The sequence below is a fragment of the Streptomyces rhizoryzae genome, assembly GCF_023155275.1.
Taxonomy (GTDB): Bacteria; Actinomycetota; Actinomycetes; order Streptomycetales; family Streptomycetaceae; genus Streptomyces; species Streptomyces rhizoryzae.
Map to the genome: position 1 here is coordinate 19,977 of NZ_JALMUV010000033.1, position 20,464 is coordinate 40,440.

Genomic DNA, 20,464 nt, shown 5'->3' on the forward strand with positions numbered 1-20,464 from the left:
TCAGCCGCGCAGCCGCAGCCCCCGGGGCGTCGCGTGGAAGCCCGCGGCCTCCAGGAGCGGTGCGTAGGGGGAGGTGAGGGCGGAGGTGCCGTTGATGCGCTCGGTGGTGATCGTGCCGAGGGCGCCGGCCCGGGCCGCGTCGGTCAGCGCCTCGACGGCGGAGCGGAGCCGGGGGTCGGCGGCGGCGTCGGCGGGATCGGGGCCCAGCGGCCACAGGAGCAGCGTCCTGCCGCCGCGCTCCATGTAGAGCGCCAGCTCGCCGTCGACCAGGGCGACCAGGGAACCGGCCTTGCGGCCCGGCTTGTGGGTGGCGCCCTCGGGCGGCTCGGGCCAGGCCAGCGCCGCGCCGTAGGCGTTGGCCGGGTCGGCGGCGGCCAGGACCAGGGCGCGCGGCGGGCCGCCGGGGCGCGGCTGCCCCGGGCCGCCGCCCGGGAACGGGCCTGGCTCGGGGAACGGGCTCCCGGTCTCGCGCTCCCGCCGGCTGTTGATCGCCCGCAGCCGGTCCACCGCGCCGTCCATCGCGAACTGGGCGGCGCCCAGCCCCTCGACCACGTAGCCGCGGCGGGCCTGCCCGGACTCCTCGAAGACGGACAGCACGCGGTACGCGGCGGAGAAACCGCCGGTGACCCCCTCGGCTGCGACCGCGCCGCGGGTCACGATGCCGTGCCGGTCCAGGAGCGTACGGGCCAGGGCGTGGGCGCGGCGGGTGGGATCCGGCTCGGCGGCGGGCAGCAGGGACCAGCGGCCGCCGACCGTCGGCGGCCCGGAGCGGCCGGCGGCGGGGCGCGCGGCCGCGGACAGCGAGCCGTACCGGCCCCGGGGGACGGCGCGGCGGGCGCGGTGGGCGGTGGCCCCGGCCGTGCGGCCCGAGCCGAGCAGGGCGCGCAGCGGTGCCAGCGTGTCGTTGGTCAGCCGCCCCGACCAGGCCAGCTCCCACAGGGCGTCGGCGAGCTGCGGATCGGTGGCGTCCGGGTGGGTGGTGGCGCGGACCTGGTCGGCGATCTGGCGGAAGAAGAGGCCGTAGCCGGGGGCGAGGGCGGCCAGCACCGCTTCGTGCAGCGCGGACAGCTCCAAGGGGAGCGGGGGCGGGAGCAGCAGGGGCGCCGCGTCGGCGAGGTGGAGGGAGAGCCAGCCGTCCTTGCCGGGGAGGGCGCCGGCGCCGGCCCACAGCACCTCGCCGGTGGCGGTCAGCTCGTCCAGGAGGGCCGGGGCGTAGCCGGCGACCCGGGACGGCAGGATCAGCTTCTCCAGGGCCGAGGCCGGCACCGGCGCGCCCTGGAGCTGCTCGACGGCGCGCACCAGGCCGTCGATCCCGCGCAGCCCGGACGACGAGGGGGCCGTCGGTGCGGGGGCGCCGGGGGCGGCGGCCGGGCGGGGCGCGCCGACGTGCTGCCACTGGGGCAGGAAGGCGGCCAGCGCGGCGGGCGGCACCGGCTCCAGCTCCTCCCGCAGCGCGGCCAGCGAACGGCGGCGCAGCCGGCGGAGCACCTGGGCGTCGCACCACTCCTGGCCGATGCCCTCGGGATGGAACTCCCCCTGCACCAGTCGGCCGGCGGCGGCCAGGCGGTGCAGGGCGCCGTCGGTGACGGCGGTGCCCAGGCCGAAGCGGGCGGCGGCCTGCTCGGCGGTGAACGGGCCGTGGGTGCGGGCGTAGCGGGACAGCAGATCGCCCAGCGGGTCCTTGACGGGCTCGGTGAAGGACTCGGGGACGCCCACAGGGAGGGCGGTGCCCAGGGCGTCCCGCAGGCGTCCGGCGTCCTCGACGGCGGCCCAGTGCTCGGCGCCGGCGATCCGCACCCGGATGGCGCGGCGGGCCGCGGCCAGCTCCCCGGCCCAGCCCGGCTCAGCGCCGCGCTCGGCCAGCTCCGCGTCGGTCAGCGGCCCCAGCAGCCGCAGCAGGTCGGCGACGCCCTCGGGGTCCTTGGCGCGGCGGTCGTCGGTGCGCCACTGGAGCTCGCGCTCCAGCTCGGCGAGCACCTCGGCGTCCAGCAGCTCGCGCAGCTCGGCCTGGCCCAGCAGTTCGGCCAGCAGCCGGGAATCCAGGGAGAGCGCGGCGGCCCGGCGCTCGGCCAGCGGGGAGTCGCCCTCGTAGAGGAACTGGGCGACGTAGCCGAACAGCAGCGAGCGGGCGAACGGGGACGGCTCGGGCGTGGTGACCTCCACCAGGCGGACCCGGCGGGCCTCGATGTCGGCCATCAGCTCCGTCAGGCCCGGGACGTCGAAGACGTCCTGGAGGCACTCGCGGACCGCCTCCAGCACGATGGGGAACGAGCCGAACTCGCTCGCCACCTGGAGGAGTTGGGCGGCGCGCTGGCGCTGCTGCCACAGCGGCGTGCGCTTGCCGGGGCTGCGGCGGGGCAGCAGCAGGGCGCGGGCGGCGCACTCCCGGAAGCGCGAGGCGAACAGCGCGGAGCCACCGACCTGGTCGGTGACCAGCTGGTCGACGTCGCCGTGGTCGAAGACCACGTCGGCCGCGCCCACCGGGGACCGCTCGGGGTCGAACGCCGCGCGGCCGGCGCCGTCACCGAAGGGCGCGTCGCCGTCGAGGAGGTCCAGGCCCATCAGGTCGGCGTCCGGCAGGCGCAGCACGATGCCGTCGTCGGCGTGCATCACCTGGGCGTCGAGGCCGTAGCGCTCGGCGAGGCGGGCGCCGAGGGCCAGTGCCCAGGGGGCGTGCACCTGCGCGCCGAAGGGGGAGTGCACGACCACCCGCCAGTCGCCCAGCTCGTCCCGGAAGCGCTCGACGACGATGGTGCGGTCGTCGGGGACGTGGCCGCACGCCTGCCGCTGCTCGGTGAGGTAGCCGAGGACGTTGGAGACGGCCCAGTCGTCGAGGCCGGCGGCGGCGAGCCGGGCGGCGGCGTCCTCGGGGGCGAGCGAGCCGATCTCCCGGAGGAACGCGCCCAGCGCGCGCCCCAGTTCGAGCGGGCGGCCGAGCTGGTCGCCCTTCCAGAACGGCAGCCGGCCGGGCACCCCGGGGGCGGGCGTGACCAGGACGCGGTCGCGGGTGATGTCCTCGATGCGCCAGGACGTCGTGCCGAGCGTGAAGACGTCGCCGACCCGGGACTCGTAGACCATCTCCTCGTCCAGCTCGCCCACCCGGCGCCCGCCGCCCTTGCCGGAGCTCTCGCCGGCCAGGAAGACGCCGAACAGGCCGCGGTCGGGGATCGTGCCGCCGGAGGTGACGGCCAGCCGCTGGGCGCCGGGGCGGCCGGTGACGGTGCCCGCGACGCGGTCCCACACCAGGCGGGGGCGCAGTTCGGCGAAGGCGTCGGAGGGGTAGCGGCCGGCGAGCATGTCCAGCACGGCGGTGAACGCGGACTCCGGGAGCGCGGCGAACGGGGCCGCCCGGCGGACCACGGCCAGCAGCTCCTCGACGTCCCAGGTGTCCATCGCGGTCATCGCGACCAGCTGCTGGGCGAGCACGTCCAGGGGGTTGGCGGGCACCCGCAGTGCCTCGATGGCGCCCGTCCGCATCCGCTCGGTGACCACCGCGGCCTGCACCAGATCGCCGCGGTACTTGGGGAAGACGATGCCCTTGGACACCGCGCCCACCTGGTGGCCGGCCCGGCCCACCCGCTGGAGCCCGGAGGCCACCGACGGCGGCGACTCCACCTGGACGACCAGATCGACCGCGCCCATGTCGATGCCCAGCTCCAGGCTGGAGGTGGCGACCACGGCGGGCAGCCGGCCGGCCTTGAGGTCCTCCTCCACCAGGGCGCGCTGCTCCTTGGAGACCGAGCCGTGGTGGGCGCGGGCCAGCAGCGGCGGCGCGCCCCGGGCGGCGCCGGCCTCGGCCATCAGCTCCGCGGGGGAGTGGTGCTCGGGCAGCGCCTCGCCGGTGGCCCGTTCGTAGGCGATCTCGTTGAGGCGGTTGCACAGCCGCTCGGCCAGGCGCCGGGAGTTGGCGAAGACGATCGTGGAGCGGTGGGCCTGGACCAGATCGGCGATCCGCTCCTCGACCTGCGGCCAGATGGAGGGCTTCTCGCCCGTGCCGCCCTCCTGGACGGGGGAGCCGCCGAGCTCGCCCATGTCCTCCACCGGGACGGTGACCGCGAGGTCGAACCGCTTGCCGGACGGCGGCTGGACGATCTCCACCCGGCGCCGCGGCGACAGATAGCGGGCCACCTCCTCCACCGGGCGGACCGTCGCGGACAGGCCGATCCGGCGCGCCGGGCGGTCCAGCAGCTCGTCCAGCCGCTCCAGGGACAGTGCCAGGTGGGCGCCGCGCTTGGTGCCGGCGACCGCGTGCACCTCGTCGACGATCACGGTCTCGACGCCGGCCAGCGCCTCCCGGGCCGAGGACGTCAGCATCAGGAACAGCGACTCGGGGGTGGTGATGAGGATGTCCGGCGGGCGGGCGGCCAGGGCGCGCCGCTCGGCGGCCGGGGTGTCCCCGGAGCGGATGCCGACCCGGAGGTCCGGCTCCGGCAGCCCGAGGCGGACCGCCTCCTGGCGGATGCCGGTCAGCGGACTGCGCAGATTGCGCTCCACATCGACCGCGAGGGCCTTCAGCGGCGAGACGTACAGCACCCGGCAGCGCTTCTTGGGCTCGGCGGGCGGCGGGGTGCTCGCCAGCGCGTCCAGCGACGCCAGGAAGGCGGCCAGCGTCTTGCCGGACCCCGTCGGCGCCACCACCAGCACGTCGGCCCCCGCGGCGATCGCCCGCCAGGCGCCCTCCTGCGCCGCCGTGGGCGCGCTGAACGCCCCGGCGAACCAGCCGCGGGTGGCGGGCGAGAACGATGCGAGCGCTGCCTGGGTCATGCCACCCATCGTGCACCGGACCACTGACAATCGGTCCGGCCCGCGGTTCCGGCCCGCGGCGGCCGGGCGCCGCGCGGGCCGCCGGCCCGGGGGCGTCCGCGCCGCGGACGCCCCACCTCCCGCCCCTTCGGGCGGACGCACAATGGGGCATGGCCATGATCAGCGCGGACGGCGCGCGGAGCGTGCCGCGGGCCCGCGGCGAATGGGCGCGCCACTGGCGGTACCCCGGACTGCCCGGCCTGGACCTGCTGCGCGCCCGCTACGTCCGGCACGCCTTCCCCCGGCACGCTCACGACGGCTACGTGATCGGCGCGGTGACCTCCGGGATCGAGGTGGTGGGGCTGCGGGACGGCGCCGTCCGGGCCGGCCGCGGCTCCCTCGTCATGATCAACCCGGAGGTGCCGCACAGCGCGCGGGCCGGGACGCCCGAGGGCTGGGCCTACGCCACGCTCTACCCCTCGGCGGAGCTGATCGCCGCGATAGCCCGCGAGACCACCGGGCTGCGCGGCACCGCGGGCTTCGTGCGGACCACAGCCGACGACCCCGGCGGCAGCCGCCTGGTCACCGCCGTCCACGGGGCCGCCGAGGCCGGCAACGCGCTGGCCGCCGACAGCCTGCTGCGCCTCGCGGTGGCCCGCCTGCTGCGCCGCCACGGGGGTCAACTGCCCGCTCGCGCGCCCCGGGCGGCGGGGGCCCGCACCGCCGCCCTGGCCCGCGAGGTGCTGGAGGAGCGGATGGCCGATCCGCCCGGCCTGGAGGAGCTGGCCCGGCAGCTGGGCACCGGCCCGTTCGCGCTGCTGCGGGCCTTCCGGGACGCCTACGGCATGCCGCCGCACACCTGGCTCACCGACGCCCGGGTGCGGCGCGCCCGGCGGCTCCTGGAGGCCGGGACGCCGCCCGCCGAGACGGCCGTCGCGGTCGGCTTCACCGACCAGCCGCACCTGAACCGGCACTTCACCCGGATCGTCGGGGTCCCGCCGGGCGCCTACCGCCGGGAGCGCGCGGGGGCCGGCACCGGGGGCCCGCAGGCGGCGCGGTAGCGCGCGCAAGAACGTACAAGACCGCGCCGCCGCGCCCGCCTAGGGTCCGGGCCGTGGCAGAACAGGGAGAACAGACACACCACGCACACCCGGCCGGGCCGCCGCACCGCGCGCTGCCCGCGGCACCGTCCGCCCCCGGGGGCGGCGCCACGGGAGCCGCCGCCCCCGGGGAGCGCACGACGCCGCTCCCGGGGGAGCGCCCCGACTCCGCCGTCATCAGGGACGCACTGGGCGTCGGCGTCGCCGTCGGGCTCTCCGGCTTCGCCTTCGGCGTGACCGCCGCCGGCGCCGGGCTCACCCTCTGGCAGACCTGCGCGATGAGCCTGCTGGTCTTCACCGGCGCCTCGCAGTTCGCCCTGGTGGGCGCGCTCGCCGCGGGCGGGAACCCGTTCACCGCCGCCGCGGGGGCGTTCTTCCTGGGCGTGCGCAACGCCTTCTACGGGCTGCGGCTCTCCGCCGTCCTCGGCTACCGGGGCGCGGTGCGTCCGCTGGCCGCCCACTGGGTCATCGACGAGACCGCCGCGGTCACCCTGGCGCAGAGCGGCCGGCGCGGCGCCCGCCTCGGCTTCACCGTCACCGGGGCGGCGCTCTACGTCCTGTGGAACCTCACCACCCTCGGCGGCGCCCTGGGCGCCGGGGCGCTCGGCGACACCGACGCCTGGGGCCTGGACGCGGCCGGGCCCGCGGTCTTCCTGGCGCTGCTGGCACCGATGCTGCGCACCGCCGTGGAGCGCTGCACGGCCGGTCTGGCGGTCCTGCTGCTCCTGGTCGCGCTGCCGCTCCTGCCGCCCGGCGTGCCGGTGCTGCTCGCCGCGCTGGCCGCCCCCGCCGTCCTCGCCGTCCAGGGGCGGCGGCGCCCGGCGCCCGCCCCGGCGCGGGCCGGGGGCCACGACACCACCGGGGAGGACCGGGCATGACCGTCTGGCTCGCGATCGGCATCACCGCCGCCGGCTGCTACCTCGTCAAGCTCCTCGGCCTGTCGGCGCCCGCCGGCATCCTGGAGCGCCCCCTGGCCAAACGGCTGGCGGCGCTGCTCCCGGTGGCCCTGCTGGCCGCGCTCACCGCCCAGCAGACCTTCAGCGACGGCCGCCACCTGCTGCTCGACGCCAAGGCCGCCGGGGTCGCCGCCGCGATCGTGGCGCTGCTGCTGCGCGCGCCGTTCCTGCTGGTCGTCGCGGCGGCGGTGGCGGTCACCGCGGGGGTGCGGGCGCTGGGCGGCTGAACCGCGCCGCCGGTCCGCCCGGGACCGGCGGGCGGACCGGCCCTCAGCCCAGCGGCCGCCCGTACGCCCGCAGGGTCAGCAGCGCCTCCAGCGTGGCCCGCGGGCGGCTCTCCAGCTCCGTACCGGGCGCCCAGAGCCGCCAGTTGACGGGCCAGCCGCCGTCCGCCCGCTGGAGCCCGGCGAGGTGGTCCAGGGCGCGGCCCAGCTCCGCGTCGGTGAACCAGCCGCGGGCCAGGGAACGGGGCGAGGCGGCGTAGTCGTAGGCGAAGTGGTGCTCCCCGGGGGCGTACCCCGGCGCCACCGGGGCCTCGGCCGCCCGCTCCGGGTCCAGCACCACCAGCTGCTGCTCCCGCACCAGCCGGCCCAGCCGCTGCGCCGCGGCGGCCGCCCGCGGCCGGTCCGGGGCGCCGTCCAGGAACGCCACCGCCGCCTCCGCCTCGTAGGGGTGGGTGGTCTCCAGGGACTCCACCGCCGCCCAGCAGTAGTCGGTGGCCCGGAACAGCCAGGCGTGCCATACCTGGTTGCGGTGCAGCAGGCCGACCACCGGGCCGGTGGTCAGCAGGGAGCTGGGCGGATCGTCCGCCACCGGGAGCCAGGGGGCGGCCGGGTAGCCGCGCAACGACGGGTGCACCGCCGGAAGCGCGCCGTCCGGTGTCGAGACCCGGGTCAGGTAGCGGCAGATCCGCTCCACCCGGCGGCCGTCGCACCGCCCGAGCCGGTCCAGCACCCGCAGCGCGAGCGCGGTGTGCAGCGGCTGGCTGACCGGGCCGCGCAGATCGGGCTCCAGGGCGTGGCCGTAGCCGTCGTCGTCGTTGCGGTACGCGGTGAGCGCGGTCTCGACCGGGTCGGCGCCGCCGCCGAGGAAGTGGTACGCGAAGAGCCGCTGCTCCAGCACCCGGGCGGTCAGCCAGACGAAGCGCTCGGCACGCGCCAGAGGGGTCGCTGGGGGGCTTACGTTTTCGGCCATGGCCCGACCGTAGGGGCGAAACCCCGCGCCGGCACGGCTCGCGGCCCGCTGCCCTCCGTGGGCGGGATCCTCACGGCATCCGGTTGACGGGCCCCCTCCCCGGGGGCGGGGAGCCCCGCGGGGCGTCTCCAGGGGTGGGACGGGGATTGCGGGTCGCCTCCCGGCGTGCTGCAATGCGCGCGTGATGGGTCAACTCCCGCTCTCCCGGCGCCTCTTCCTGGACCTCGCGCGGCTCGCGTCCGCGGCATGTCGTCCAACGGGCCGCTGACCCCGCCCCGTTCACCCCTTCCGCACGCCCGCCGTCCCGGCGTCCGCCGTCCCGGACGGCGGCCGGGCCACCCGCGCCCGGCCGCTCCCGCGCCCGCGTCCCGCCCGCCTTCCCGGGCGGCCGGGCCCGGCCGTGTCCCGGACCGCCCCGCCGCCCGGCCGTGCGGTGTCCGCGGCGCGCCGTTGCGCCCGCGCCCCGCGCGCCCGGACCCGGGCGCGCGCCCGCCACTCACCCGACCTCCGGAGCCCCCATGCCCCCTCGCAGCACCCGCGTTCTCGCGCTCGCCGCCGCCCTGGCCGCCGTCCTCGGCACCGCGGGCCCCGCGCGGGCCGCGGCCCCGCCCGCCAACCCCTACCTCGCCGCGGGCGGGGCGGGAGCCATGCACGGCGACACCGCGTCCTCCGACACCACGCCCCGCAGCGGCCCGGGGACCGGCCCGGCGGCCGTCCACCGCACCGCGCTCCAGGCGGCCTGCCCGACGGTGCTCGCGGGCTCGGACGGCTATCCGGTGGCCGTGTGCACCGGCATCTTCGACCGGGCCCCGCACGTCCACCTGCTCGACCCGGCCACCGGTGCCTCGCTGACCGAGCTGACGCTGGCCAAGTCGAGCGTGCTGGGCGGCATCTACAGCTACCTGGACGAACGGGACCGGCTGGTCGTCGCCGACGGCTCCGGCGACCTGCTGCGCATCGCGCACACCCGGACGGCGGCCGGCGCCTGGCGGCTGCACGTCGTCGAACGGACCCCGCTGACCGGGGCGGTGGCACCCGGGGACAGCGTCGTCGGGCTCTCCCCGGACTGGCGGGGCCGGGTGTGGTTCGCCACCGGGCGCGGCCTGGTGGGCACGGTGGACACCGCCGCGAAGACGGTCCGCACCGCGGACCTCGGGGAAGCCGTGGCCAACTCCCTGTCCACCGCCCCCGAGGGCACCGCGGTCACCACCGACCACGCGCTGTACCTGCTGCGGGCGGGGGCGGACGGTGTGCCGCGGGTGGTGTGGCGGCGGGCGTACGACCGCGGGCCGGCCCGCAAGCCCGGGCAGCTCAGCCACGGTACGGGGGCCACGCCGACGTTCTTCGGCCCGCGCAGCGGCTCGGAGTACCTCGCGATCACCGACAACGCCGCCCCGCAGGAGCACCTCCTCGTGGTCTCCACCGAGGACAACCGCACCGTCTGCCGGATCCCGGTCCTCGACCCCGACGGGAGCGGCACCGAGAACTCGCCCATCGGGGCGGGCACCAGCGTCTACGTGGCGAGCACCTACGGCTACCCCTACCCGGCCGTACCGGACGGCGCCGGACCCGCCGACCCGGCGAAGGCGCCGTTCACCGGCGGTCTGACCCGCATCGACCTCGACCCGGACGGCGGGGGCTGCGCGGTCCGCTGGGACGCCCGGATCCGCTCGGCCGCCGTGCCCAAGCTCTCGGTCGCGGACGGCACGCTCTACACCGTGGAGCGCACCGGAGTCCTGGACCCCTCGCGCACCGGCATCCTGGACCGCTACGACTTCCTGGCCGTGGACGCGGAGACCGGCCGGGTCGCGGGCCGCCGCCACCTGGGGACCGGCTTCCTCTTCGACACGCTCCAGATGGCGGGCAACGCCACGCCCGGCGGGGTGTGGTGGCAGGGCACGGTGACCGGCGTGGTGCGGATCGCGCCCCGGTGACGGGGAACGGTGCCCGGCCGCCCCGGCGGGGGCCGGCCGGGCAGCGCGCGGCGTCGGCGCGCCGCGCGGCGGGTCACTCGTACTCGTCGCCCTCGTAGTAGTTGTTGACGATCACCTCGGGCTCGTCGTCGCTGAACGCCTCGTTCAGCAGCGCGCCGCCGACCAGGCCGGCTGCACCGGCACCGATCAGCGCGCCGGTGCCGAAGCGCCGGCCGCCGCCCTGCTGGTGGTGGTCCGGCTGCTGCGGGTAGCCCTGCTGGGGGTAACCGGCCTGCGCCTGCTGGGGGTAGCCGGCCTGCGCGGGCTGCGGGTAGCCGGCCTGGGCCGGGGTGTAGAAGGGCGGGGTGGTGGTCTGCACCCGCTGGGCGCAGCCGCCGCAGGTCTGCACCTGGCGCGGCACGCCCCACTGCGGGGACCACATCACGGGCGTCATCCCGGGGCCGTGGCTGGGGTCGAAGAAGCAGGTCATGTCGGAACTTCCTGTCGGTTGCGGTGAGCTGGTGGGGGCGGGACCCGGCACGGACGGCTCCCTTCCGCCGGCCGGTGCCACGGCCACGGACGTCACCGTGGGCGTGGGCGGCGCCGGCGGGGCGGAGGGCCCGGCGGGAGCTGCGGGGGCTGCGGGGACGGGCTGGGCGGGCGGCACCGGCGCGGCCGCGGGGGCCGGCTCCGGGCGCAGCACGTCGACGCCGTAGTCCTGGGCGATGCCGGCGAGACCGGAGGCGTAACCCTGGCCGATCGCGCGGAACTTCCAGTCCGTGCCGTGGCGGTACAGCTCGCCGAAGACCATCGCGGTCTCGGCGGCGGCCTGGCCGGCGAGGTCGAAACGGGCCAGCTCGGCGCCGCCGGCCTGGTCGACCACGCGGATGTAGGCGCTGCGGAGCTGGCCGAAGTCGTGGCCGCGCTGCTCGGCCTCGTAGAGGGAGACCGGAAAGACGATCTTGGTGACCTCCGGCGGGACCGCGGCCAGATCCACCTCGATCTGCTCGTCGTCCTCGCCGGTGGGGCGGCCGCCGGAGTGCCGCACCGAGCCGTCCGGGCTGGTGAGGTTGTTGAAGAAGACGAAGTGCCGGTCGGAGAGGACCCTGCCGGACTCGCCGCACAGCAGCGCGCTGGCGTCGAGGTCGTGGGCGGTGCCCGCGACGGCTCCCACCTGCCAGCCCAGCCCCACCCTGACGGCGGTCAGACCTGGGGCCTGTTTGCTGAGCGACACATTGCCGCCCTTGGTCAGGGCCACGCCCATGAGCTTCCTCCCAATCGTTCCCGGCATCCGGCGTCCGTCGGCTACAACGCCGAGGAAAACGGCAAGGTTCCCCGCCTTGCGCAATGATTGAAGTATGCGGCTGAGCTGCCGTCAGAACGGCCCGAACGGCGCGCGGAGCGGTCGTTTCGACGCGGCCTTGACGGCCCGGTCACCGCCCGACGGCCCGCCCGGCCCGCGACCAGTTGCCGTGCAGGGTGTCCAGATAGGAACGCGCTTGGCTCCCCGGGGTGGTGCCCCGGGCGAAGGCGAGCATATTGCCCGCGCCGGTGTTGTAGCCGAGCGCCAGCAGCTCGTCCCGGCCGTACCCGCCCGGCCACCGCGCGGGCAGCCGGCGGTCCAGGTCGTGCAGGTACCAGGCGGCCGCCTCGATTGCCAGGTCCCGGTCGTCGGGCAGCTCCTCCCACTTCCGGCCGGCGAAGTCCCGGCCGCGCTTGACCTCGTCGAAGGCGGCCCGGTGCATGTTGGCGATGCCGAAGGCGGCATCGGGCTTGTAGCGCTGCCAGGCCCGCTCCAGCGCCGGGTCGTGCGGTTTGTACGCCTCGTTGTAGAGGATCGCCATCAGCAGCTGGGGGCGGACGCCGGCCGCCGCCGCGTACCGGCGCACCGCGGGGGCGCAGTCGGCCGGGTCGTACGCCCCGCCGGGCCGCGTCGCGGCGCCGGAGCCGCCGGGGGACGCCGACGGGCCGGCGCCCGGTGCGGCCGATGGTGCGGTGGACGGGGCCGGCGCGGCCTCCGGGGCGGGCCCGTGCCGCCCCGTATGCGTCATCGCCCACAGGGCCAGCGCGGCGCCCGGCAGCACCAGCCACCGCCACCGCACCCGGGATTCCGCCATTGCGCGCTCCTTCGGGCGTGCGCCGCGGGCCGGCCGGGGAAGGCCCCGCCGGCCCGCCGTCCACCACGCCGCCGTTCAGCCGACGTTGACCCCGAAATCCTGGGCGATACCGTGCAGCCCGGAGGCGTAACCCTGGCCGATGGCGCGGAACTTCCACTCCCCGCCGTGCCGGTAGACCTCGCCGAAGACCATCGCGGTCTCCGTGGACGCGTCCTCGGTGAGGTCGTAGCGCGCGATCTCCCGGTCGTCGGCTTGGTTGACCACCCGGATGAAGGCGTCGCGGACCTGGCCGAAGCTCTGGCCGCGCTGCTCCGCCTCGTAGATGGACACCGGGAAGACGATCGTGGAGACCTCGGCCGGGACCGCGGCCAGGTCGACCTGGATCTGCTCGTCGTCGCCGTGGCTGCCGCCGGTGAGGTTGTCACCGGAGTGCACCACCGAACCGTCCGGGCTGGTGAGGTTGTTGAAGAAGACGAAGTGCTGGTCGGAGAGGACCTTGCCGGACGGCGCGCACATCAGGGCGGAGGCGTCCAGGTCGTAGTCGGCTCCGGTGGTGGTGCGGACGGCCCAGCCCAGGCCGATGGTCACCGCGCTGAGGCCCGGGGCCTCCTTGCTGAGCGAGACGTTGCCGCCCTTGGACAGGGACACACCCATGAAAAACCCTCCAGCAGTCCGTGAATCCTGTCTGTGCCGTCGTCCTTGACAACGCGCGGAACCCGTTCGAGGTTCCATGGTTGCGCAATATCTGAAGTGTTTACGGGTGCCGGTCTCCCGCGCACGGTAGGGGACCGCACCGAGCGGGCGGAAGAGAGGCGGGGACCGGAGCGGCCCCGGAGGCCGGGGACTTCGGCCCGGCCCCGGCGGGCGGGACGGGACGGGGCCTCAGGCGCCGAAGCCGCGGAGGCCGCCCAGACCGCGCCGGCGGGCCGGTGCGGGGCCGGTGGCGCGGGCGGTGAGCTGGTCGAGGAGGGTGCGCATGACGGTGACGGTGTCGGGGTCGTCGACGAAGTAGACCACCCGGCGGCCTTCGCGGCGGGAGCGGACGAGTCCGGCGAGCTTGAGTTTGGACAGGTGCTGGCTGACCGCGGGCAGGGCGCCGCCGACCCGTTCGGCCAGGCCGCTGACGTCGCTCTCGCCCTGGGCCAGGGCCCAGACGATGTGCAGCCGCGGGGGCGAGGCCAGCAGGCCGAACACCGCGGCCGCCTCGGCCAGCACCTCCGCGGACGGATCGCCCGCCGCACCCTCGCCCGCACTCCCGACGCTTCTCACCACTGCGGCTCTCCCCGTTGCTGGCCCCCGAGGCGGCCCAGTCTAGGCGGCGCACCCCCGCCCCCGTACGGCCGCCGCCGCGGACGCGGTCCAGGAGAGCGCCGGGGCGGCGGCAGAAGGGGTCGGCGGGGGCGGCGCGGGCGTCAGTTGACGCAGGGGATGCCGCCCTCCTTCACGGAGTCGCCGGCGAACGCGTCGGACGGCACCGGCGAGGGCGCGCCGCCCTTGGTGGCCGGCGCCGTCGACGTCTCCGGTGCCGCGGGCGCCTCGGTGGCGGGCGGTGCGGTGAAGTCCGTGCCGAGGACGACCTGGACGCGGCCCGCGGGCACCGAGGCCGAGGAGGCCGGCGCGGCGGTGCCCAGCCGGCCGGCGAGCTGCCGCGCGGCCTCCTGGGCGCCGGCGCCGTACAGGACGGTGGTGTGCTGCCGGGGCGCGGCGTTGGCGGTGCGCCCCGCGGTGTAGCCCAGCGCGGTCAGCGCCTTGAGCTCGTCGGCCGCGGCGCCCGTCTTCCCCGAGCCGTTGAGGACGTCCACCGTCGCCGGGGCGGCCTTGGCGGTCGGCGACGGGGCGGCGCTGTCCGGGCCGCCCGGAGAGCCGGACGTGCCGCCGATCAGGGCCTGCACCAGGGACCGGATCTTCGGCACGTCCACGAGGTTGACCGACTCCCGGTTGCGGGTGGCGAACCCGGCGATCGGCAGGGTGTGGAACACCACGTTCCCGCCGGTCAGGTTGGTGGCCTGCTGCGCGAAGTCGAGCACGTCGAACTTGCTGTCGATGACCAGGTCCTTCTTCACCACGTCGAACAGCCCCTGGAGCTTGCCCAGGTCGCCGAACACCCCCTCGCTCTTCAGCTTGTGGGTCACCGACGAGATGAACGCCTGCTGGCGGTGGGTGCGGTCCAGGTCGCCGCCGTCCAGGCCGTGCCGCTGCCGGACGAAGGCGAGTGCCTGCTTGGGGTTGAGCTGCTGGTGGCCGGCGGGGAAGTCGGCGCCCGAATAGCGGTCCTTGACCGGGTGCTTGAGGCAGACCTCGATCGGCTGGAGCACCTTGGCGATGTCGTAGAAGCCCAGCAGGTTGACCTCGGCGAAGTGGTCGATCGGCACCTGGAGGAAGTTCTGCACCGTCGCCAGCGTCGCCTCCCGGCCGGCCTCCCGGCTCCGGCTCTCCAGGTCGGCCCCCTTGACCCCTTGGGCGGAGAGCTTGTCGTGGGCGACCGTGTAGGCGTTGCCGTACGCCTCCTTGATCTTGAAGTGCCCCTGGGAGGTGCCGTCCCCGTTGAAGGTCTGCACGTAGTCGTCGCGCGGGACGGAGAACGCGGTGACCTTCCCGCCGTCGGCCGGAATGTGCATCAGGATCAGGGTGTTGGTGTTGTAGTACCCGATGTCGCTGGACCCGGCGTGCAGCTGGTCCCGGACGAACTCCCGCGGCAGGTCGTTGCCGTTCATGTCCTTGCGCGAATCCAGGCCGATCAGCAGCAGGTTGACGGAGTTGTCCAGGTGCTTGGGCGCGTCCTTGCCGCCGATGGCGCTGAGCGCGTCGGAGGTGTTCAGCCCGCTGCTCACCCAGTTGTACGCGGCCCACGACACCCCGCTGGCCAGGAGGACCAGCGCCGAGGAGAGGGCGAGCGCGGTCCGCCCGGCGACGACCAGGGGGGAGCGGCGCCGGCCGCTCCGCCCGGTGGCGCCGGCCCGGTCCGGCCGGTGGCGCGCGTTCCGGCCGCCACGTCCCCCGGCCCCCTCGGGCTCCGCCCCGTCAAGGCTCCGCTCGTCACGCACCGCTGTTCCTCCCGCTCCGCTTCCGGCCGCCGTACCGGCCCGCCCGTACACGCCGGACGGCCAGCACCGCGATCAGCACCGCCTCCGCCGCCGCCATGGCCGGGAACCCGTCCACGGCCCAGCGCACCGCCGCCGTCGCCAGGCCCTTGCCCTGGACGGTGGTGGTGCCCGCCACCTGCTCGCACGCCACGGTGGCCACCGCCACCACCAGCGGGGGCGCCGATATCAGCCACCAGGCGCCGGCCCGGGTGCAGGTCTTCGCCGCCAGCGCCGCGCCGAGCGCCGCGGTCACCGCGAAGGCCCAGCCCGGGCGCCCGCCGAGGGCCGTCCCGGCCACCGCGCCCGCGACCGCCACCACGAGCGCCACCAGGGCGGCCCGGCCCGCCCGGCGCCCCCGGACCCGGCCCGGCCGCGCGCCGGCCCGGGGGGAGGCCCCGGGCGCGTCCGCGGCGGCATGCCGGTCCGCGCCCCGCCGCGGGGCCGGGACCCGGCGGGACCCCCGCGCCGGATCCCGCGCCGGGCCGTCGTACCCGTAGGGCGCTTCGGTGCGCTGACCTGTCATCGACATCCTTCGGACGGCCGGACCGGCGGGGCGGTCGCGGGGGCTCCTGCGCGGGCGCAGAAGAGGGCGGTTCCGGCCGGGAAGACGACGGACGGGCCGAACCGGTTTCATATTCGACTGCTTGATTGCGCAATCTAGCAAGTGTGGGCGGGGCGGCCGGGCCGGCGCGGCGCCGGGCGGCCGCCCGTCCTCGCTGGCCAACGGTCCGGCGCCGGCGGTATGAAGGGGGTGGGCTCAGAGGCACTCCGCGCGCACGCGGGACGCCGGGAGGCCGGGGACAGTGCAGGCCGGAGCGGGTGCGAGGCGGGAATCATGCGGTTGACGGTGTTCTGGGAGCGGATGGCGGACCACTTCGGCGCGGCCTACGCCGATTCCTTCGCCCGCGACCACGTGATGTCCGAACTCGGCGGCCGCACCGTCCACGAGGCGCTGGCCGCCGGGTGGAGCGCCAAAGAGGTGTGGCGGGTGGTCTGCAAGGTCATGGAGGTGCCGCAGGACAAGCGGTGAACGGGGCGGGGCCGGCTGCCGGCGCGGTGCGCGACACTTGGCAGCGTGTCCGTGACAGATGAGATCACCAGCCACGACGGCCCCCGCTCCGGCGAGCCGCCCCGGGCCCGCACCGGCGGGTGGGGCGGGGAGCGGATGCCGCGCTGGCTGCCCCGCGCCATGGTCCTCGCGCTCGCCCTGGTGGCCTGCTTCCAGCTCGCCACCTGGGGCTTCCACCAGCTGATCGGCCTGCTGCTGAACGTGCTCATCGCGTTCTTCCTGGCGCTCGCCGTCGAGCCGGCCGTCGACTGGATGGCCGGCCGGGGCATGCGGCGCGGGCTGGCCACCGGCCTGGTCTTCCTGGCGATCCTGATCGGCTCGGTCGGCTTCGTCACCCTGCTGGGGTCGATGCTGGCCGGCCAGATCGCCACCATGGTCGAGGAGTTCCCGCAGTACCTGGACTCCGTGATCAGCTGGATCAACAGCACCTTCCACACCCACCTCTCCCGGGTGCAGGTGCAGAACAACCTGCTGAACTCCGACTGGCTCCAGAAGTACGTCCAGGACAGCGCCAACAACGTCCTGGCGGTCTCCGCGCAGGTGCTCGGCGGGCTGTTCAACCTCCTCACGGTCGCGCTGTTCTCGTTCTACTTCGCCGCCGACGGGCCCCGGCTGCGGCGGGCGCTGTGCTCGGTGCTGCCGCCCCGCCGGCAGACCGAGGTGCTGCGCGCCTGGGAGATCGCGGTCGCCAAGACCGGCGGCTACCTCTACTCCCGCGGGCTGATGGCGCTGATCTCCGGGGTCGCGCACTACGTCCTGCTGGAGATCCTGGGCGTGCCGTACGCCCCGGCGCTCGGTATGTGGGTCGGCCTGATCTCGCAGTTCGTCCCGACGATCGGCACGTACCTGGCGGGCGCGCTGCCCATCCTGATCGCCTTCACCGTCGATCCCTGGTACGCGCTGTGGGTCTTCGGCTTCGTCGTGATCTACCAGCAGTTCGAGAACTACCTCCTCCAGCCCCGGATCACCGCCCGGACCGTGGACATCCACCCGGCCGTCGCCTTCGGGTCGGTGATCGCCGGCACGGCGCTGATGGGCGCGGTCGGCGCGCTGATCGCCATCCCGGCGACCGCGACCCTCCAGGCGTTCCTGGGCGCGTACGTCAAGCGGTACGAGGTCACCGACGACCCGCGGGTGCGGCCGCGGTCCGGGCGGCGGGCGGCGGCGCCGGAGGCGGGTGCGGACCCGGGGGCCGGCTCGGGCGAGGATCCGGGCGCCGACCCGGGCGCGGCGGCGGACGCCGGACCGGACGCGGAGCGGGGTGCCACCCCGGGCGGGGCGGCTTGACACCAAAATCGAACATCCATTCTTATGGGGAAACCGGCCGCCTGACGCGGCTTCCGGTCCCGGCGGAATCCCGGGCCGGGCGCGGAGTTATCCACAGGCCGGAGCCGGGTCCGGGCGCATTGTCAGTGGCAGGCGTTAGCGTCATGGACGTGAAGCGATCGACTCAAGCAAACCGGGTGGAACCCATGGCAGGCACCGACCGCGAGAAGGCGCTGGACGCCGCGCTCGCACAGATTGAACGGCAATTCGGCAAGGGCGCGGTCATGCGCATGGGCGAGCGGTCCAAGGAGCCCATCGAGGTCATCCCGACCGGCTCGACCGCCCTCGACGTCGCCCTCGGCGTCGGCGGCCTGCCGCGCGGCCGGGTCGTGGAGATCTACGGACCGGAGTCCTCCGGTAAGACCACCCTGACCCTGCACGCGGTGGCCAACGCCCAGAAGGCCGGCGGCCAGGTCGCGTTCGTGGACGCCGAGCACGCCCTCGACCCCGAGTACGCCAAGAAGCTCGGCGTCGACATCGACAACCTCATCCTGTCCCAGCCGGACAACGGCGAGCAGGCCCTGGAGATCGTCGACATGCTGGTCCGCTCCGGGGCCCTGGACCTCATCGTGATCGACTCCGTGGCCGCCCTGGTGCCGCGGGCCGAGATCGAGGGCGAGATGGGCGACTCCCACGTCGGCCTCCAGGCCCGTCTGATGAGCCAGGCCCTGCGCAAGATCACCAGCGCGCTCAACCAGTCCAAGACCACCGCGATCTTCATCAACCAGCTCCGCGAGAAGATCGGCGTGATGTTCGGCTCCCCGGAGACCACGACCGGTGGCCGCGCGCTGAAGTTCTACGCCTCGGTCCGGATCGACATCCGCCGGATCGAGACGCTCAAGGACGGCACCGAGGCGGTCGGCAACCGCACCCGCTGCAAGGTCGTCAAGAACAAGGTCGCGCCGCCCTTCAAGCAGGCCGAGTTCGACATCCTCTACGGCCAGGGCATCAGCCGCGAGGGCGGCCTGATCGACATGGGCGTCGAGCACGGCTTCATCCGCAAGTCCGGCGCCTGGTACACCTACGAGGGCGACCAGCTCGGCCAGGGCAAGGAGAACGCCCGCAACTTCCTCAAGGACAACCCCGACCTCGCCAACGAGGTCGAGAAGAAGATCAAGGAGAAGCTGGGCATCGGCGTGCGGCCGGCGGACCCCGCGGCGGAGCCGGGCGCGGACGCGGCCGGTCCGGCGGAGGCCCCGGCCAAGGCCGCACCGGCGGCGGCGACCAAGACCGCCAAGGGCGCCAAGGCCACGGCGGCCAAGAGCTGACCCCGGTATGACACGGCGAACGGACTGGCCGGACAGCGCGGACCGGCCGGGCGGAGCCGGTGCGGCCGGCGACGCCGAGCACCGTAGTGGCCGGACGGGCGGCGCCGCCCGCAGGGACGGCGCCGCAGCCAGGGACGGCGGTGGTTCCGGTCCGTCGAGGGCCGGGTCGGGACCGCCGCGTACGCCCGAGGAGCAGGCGCGGGCGATCTGCCTGCGCCTGCTCACCGGGAGTCCGCGGACCCGCAAGCAGCTCGCCGACGCCCTGCGGGAGCGGGGCATCCCCGAGGAGGCCGCCAAGGAGGTGCTCGCCCGCTTCGAGGACGTCGGGCTGATCGACGACGCGGCGTTCGCCGGTGCCTGGGTCGAGTCCCGGCACCACGGCCGGGGCCTGGCCCGCCGCGCCCTGGCCCGGGAGCTGCGCACCAAGGGCGTGGACTCCGCCCTGATCGACGAGGCCGTCGGCCGTCTCGATCCGGCCCAGGAGGAGACCACCGCCCGGGAGCTGGTCGATCGCAAGCTCCGCGCCACCCGCGGCCTGGACCGCGACAAGCGGCTCCGCCGGCTGGCCGGCATGCTGGCCCGCAAGGGCTACCCGGAGGGCCTCGCGCTGCGCGTGGTCCGCCAGGCCCTCGCCGAGGAAGGCGAGGACCCGGAACTCCTGGACCAGCACCTACCCGACGCCTGACCACCCGCCCCGTACCGCACGGACCCCAGAGCACCCGCCCCGCAAGACCGGGCGGCCCCCGCCGGCCGCCCCCCGGCCGGTCACCGTTCGACCGGGAGGCCCGCTGCTCGCCAGGCTTGGAAGCCGCCGATCAGGTCCGTTGCGCGGTGGAGGCCGAGGTCGTGCAGGGAGACCGCGGCGAGGCTGGAGGCGTAGCCCTCGTTGCAGACCACCACGACCGGGAGATCGTGGTGCGTGGCCTCGGGGAGGCGGTGGTCGCCGGTCGGGTCGAGGCGCCACTCCAGCTCGTTGCGTTCCACGATCAGCGCACCGGGGATGGTGCCGTCCCGCTCCCGCAGCCGGGCGTAGCGGATGTCCACCAGCAGCCCGCCGGACTCCCGGACCGCCGCTGCCTCCGCCGGGCCCACCCGGGTCAGCCCCTGCCGGGCCCGTGCCAGCAGTTCGTCGACCGCGCTCATCACCACTCCTCCGGACGTTCGACCTCTTCCAGGCGCAGTACTGCCCCGTTCCGGCTGTACCGCCGCATCAGTGGCAGCGGCGGGTAGTAGGCGTGCACCGACACCGCGTGGGTGTCGGGGGAGAGGTTGAGCACCTGGTGCACATGGTGCGGGCCGAACGCCCGGCCGCGGCCGTCGCGGAGCCGGCGCTCCCGGTCGACACCGTCGGCCAGCTCCAGGGTCTTCCAGCCCTCGGTGGGGATCGCGGCGGCCAGCGACTGCTCGGTCAGCTCGCCGGCGGCCGCCGCGAAGGCGCCGCGCGAACCGCCGTGGTCGTGCCACCCGGTGCCGGTACCGGGCGGCCAGCCGATCAGCCATGCCTCACTGCCGCCGGGGCCGTCCAGCCGGATCCAGGTACGGCCTTCGGGATCGAGGGGGAGCGCGGCGACCAGGGCCCGGTCGGCGGCGGTGCGGCGGGCGAAGGCGAGGAGTTCGGCGGCGCTGGGACCGCCGTCGTGCGCGGCGGCACGCGGGCGCACAGGGGTGACTGCTTCGGGCACGGGAACCGTCCTG

The 20,464-nt window shown here is 75.8% G+C and carries 17 protein-coding genes and 1 pseudogene; 8 read left to right on the top strand and 10 right to left on the bottom strand.

Features of this window, described 5'->3' with window-relative positions; genetic code table 11:
- Positions 1 to 4,764, bottom strand: a complete 4,764-nt coding sequence (locus MUU72_RS23900) for an ATP-dependent helicase (RefSeq protein ID WP_248015436.1) — start codon at positions 4,762 to 4,764, stop codon at positions 1 to 3.
- 149 nt (positions 4,765 to 4,913) lie between these two features.
- Here MUU72_RS23900 and MUU72_RS23905 point away from each other — a divergent pair, with 149 nt between their 5' ends.
- From MUU72_RS23905 to MUU72_RS23915, 3 genes are all read left to right on the top strand, one after another.
- Positions 4,914 to 5,804 carry an AraC family transcriptional regulator gene (locus MUU72_RS23905; RefSeq protein ID WP_248015437.1) on the top strand — a complete coding sequence of 297 codons (891 nt, stop codon included), beginning with the start codon at positions 4,914 to 4,916 and terminating at the stop codon, positions 5,802 to 5,804.
- Positions 5,805 to 6,019: 215 nt separating this feature from the next.
- A complete protein-coding gene (locus tag MUU72_RS23910) occupies positions 6,020 to 6,721 on the top strand; it encodes an AzlC family ABC transporter permease (RefSeq protein ID WP_248015491.1) in 702 nt (233 codons plus the stop codon).
- Positions 6,718 to 7,026, top strand: coding sequence for an AzlD domain-containing protein (locus MUU72_RS23915; RefSeq protein WP_248015438.1), 309 nt, complete (start codon positions 6,718 to 6,720; stop codon positions 7,024 to 7,026). Before MUU72_RS23910 ends, MUU72_RS23915 begins: the two co-directional genes overlap by 4 nt.
- 43 nt (positions 7,027 to 7,069) lie before the next feature.
- Here the strand turns inward: MUU72_RS23915 and MUU72_RS23920 are convergent, their stop codons facing one another.
- Positions 7,070 to 7,993 (bottom strand): hypothetical protein, encoded by a 924-nt coding sequence (locus MUU72_RS23920; RefSeq protein ID WP_248015439.1) that lies wholly within the window; start codon positions 7,991 to 7,993, stop codon positions 7,070 to 7,072.
- A 518-nt stretch (positions 7,994 to 8,511) separates the two neighbouring features.
- Between MUU72_RS23920 and MUU72_RS23925 the strand changes: the two genes are divergently transcribed.
- Positions 8,512 to 9,927, top strand: coding sequence for a hypothetical protein (locus MUU72_RS23925; RefSeq protein ID WP_248015440.1), 1,416 nt, complete (start codon positions 8,512 to 8,514; stop codon positions 9,925 to 9,927).
- 679 nt (positions 9,928 to 10,606) lie between these two features.
- On the opposite strand, the pseudogene MUU72_RS35670 reads toward MUU72_RS23925, so the two are convergent.
- The 6 genes and pseudogenes from MUU72_RS35670 to MUU72_RS23955 form a co-directional block, all read right to left on the bottom strand.
- A pseudogene (locus MUU72_RS35670) lies at positions 10,607 to 11,170 on the bottom strand (TerD family protein); the annotation flags it as partial.
- 169 nt (positions 11,171 to 11,339) lie between these two features.
- On the bottom strand, positions 11,340 to 12,023 hold the full coding sequence (locus tag MUU72_RS23935) for a lysozyme family protein (protein WP_248015441.1): 684 nt from the start codon (positions 12,021 to 12,023) through the stop codon (positions 11,340 to 11,342).
- Positions 12,024 to 12,098: 75 nt separating this feature from the next.
- The gene (locus MUU72_RS23940; protein ID WP_248015442.1) at positions 12,099 to 12,677 is read right to left on the bottom strand and encodes a TerD family protein; all 579 of its coding nucleotides are present in this window, start codon (positions 12,675 to 12,677) and stop codon (positions 12,099 to 12,101) included.
- 228 nt (positions 12,678 to 12,905) lie between these two features.
- Positions 12,906 to 13,295, bottom strand: coding sequence for an ArsR/SmtB family transcription factor (locus MUU72_RS23945; RefSeq protein ID WP_248015443.1), 390 nt, complete (start codon positions 13,293 to 13,295; stop codon positions 12,906 to 12,908).
- Positions 13,296 to 13,435: 140 nt separating this feature from the next.
- The gene (locus MUU72_RS23950; RefSeq protein WP_248015444.1) at positions 13,436 to 15,067 is read right to left on the bottom strand and encodes an LCP family protein; all 1,632 of its coding nucleotides are present in this window, start codon (positions 15,065 to 15,067) and stop codon (positions 13,436 to 13,438) included.
- A complete protein-coding gene (locus MUU72_RS23955) occupies positions 15,060 to 15,629 on the bottom strand; it encodes a DUF6542 domain-containing protein (RefSeq protein WP_248015445.1) in 570 nt (189 codons plus the stop codon). The genes MUU72_RS23950 and MUU72_RS23955 overlap by 8 nt, the downstream gene beginning before the upstream one ends.
- Before the next feature lie 312 nt (positions 15,630 to 15,941).
- On the opposite strand from MUU72_RS23955, the gene MUU72_RS23960 reads away from it, so the two are divergent.
- From MUU72_RS23960 to recX, 4 genes are all read left to right on the top strand, one after another.
- Positions 15,942 to 16,136: a DUF3046 domain-containing protein gene (locus MUU72_RS23960; protein ID WP_248015446.1), complete on the top strand. Its 195-nt coding sequence runs from the start codon at positions 15,942 to 15,944 to the stop codon at positions 16,134 to 16,136.
- A gap of 135 nt (positions 16,137 to 16,271) precedes the next feature.
- On the top strand, positions 16,272 to 17,462 hold the full coding sequence (locus tag MUU72_RS23965) for an AI-2E family transporter (protein WP_282504539.1): 1,191 nt from the start codon (positions 16,272 to 16,274) through the stop codon (positions 17,460 to 17,462).
- Between the two features lie 185 nt (positions 17,463 to 17,647).
- Positions 17,648 to 18,769 carry a recombinase RecA gene (recA, locus tag MUU72_RS23970; protein WP_248015448.1) on the top strand — a complete coding sequence of 374 codons (1,122 nt, stop codon included), beginning with the start codon at positions 17,648 to 17,650 and terminating at the stop codon, positions 18,767 to 18,769.
- 7 nt (positions 18,770 to 18,776) lie between these two features.
- Positions 18,777 to 19,454: a recombination regulator RecX gene (recX, locus tag MUU72_RS23975; RefSeq protein WP_248015449.1), complete on the top strand. Its 678-nt coding sequence runs from the start codon at positions 18,777 to 18,779 to the stop codon at positions 19,452 to 19,454.
- An 80-nt stretch (positions 19,455 to 19,534) separates the two neighbouring features.
- Here the strand turns inward: recX and MUU72_RS23980 are convergent, their stop codons facing one another.
- Both MUU72_RS23980 and MUU72_RS23985 read right to left on the bottom strand, forming a co-directional pair.
- Positions 19,535 to 19,912 carry a rhodanese-like domain-containing protein gene (locus tag MUU72_RS23980; protein ID WP_248015450.1) on the bottom strand — a complete coding sequence of 126 codons (378 nt, stop codon included), beginning with the start codon at positions 19,910 to 19,912 and terminating at the stop codon, positions 19,535 to 19,537.
- Positions 19,912 to 20,451 (bottom strand): cupin domain-containing protein, encoded by a 540-nt coding sequence (locus MUU72_RS23985; RefSeq protein ID WP_372503249.1) that lies wholly within the window; start codon positions 20,449 to 20,451, stop codon positions 19,912 to 19,914. The genes MUU72_RS23980 and MUU72_RS23985 overlap by 1 nt, the downstream gene beginning before the upstream one ends.
- Between the last annotated feature and the right edge of the window lie 13 nt (positions 20,452 to 20,464).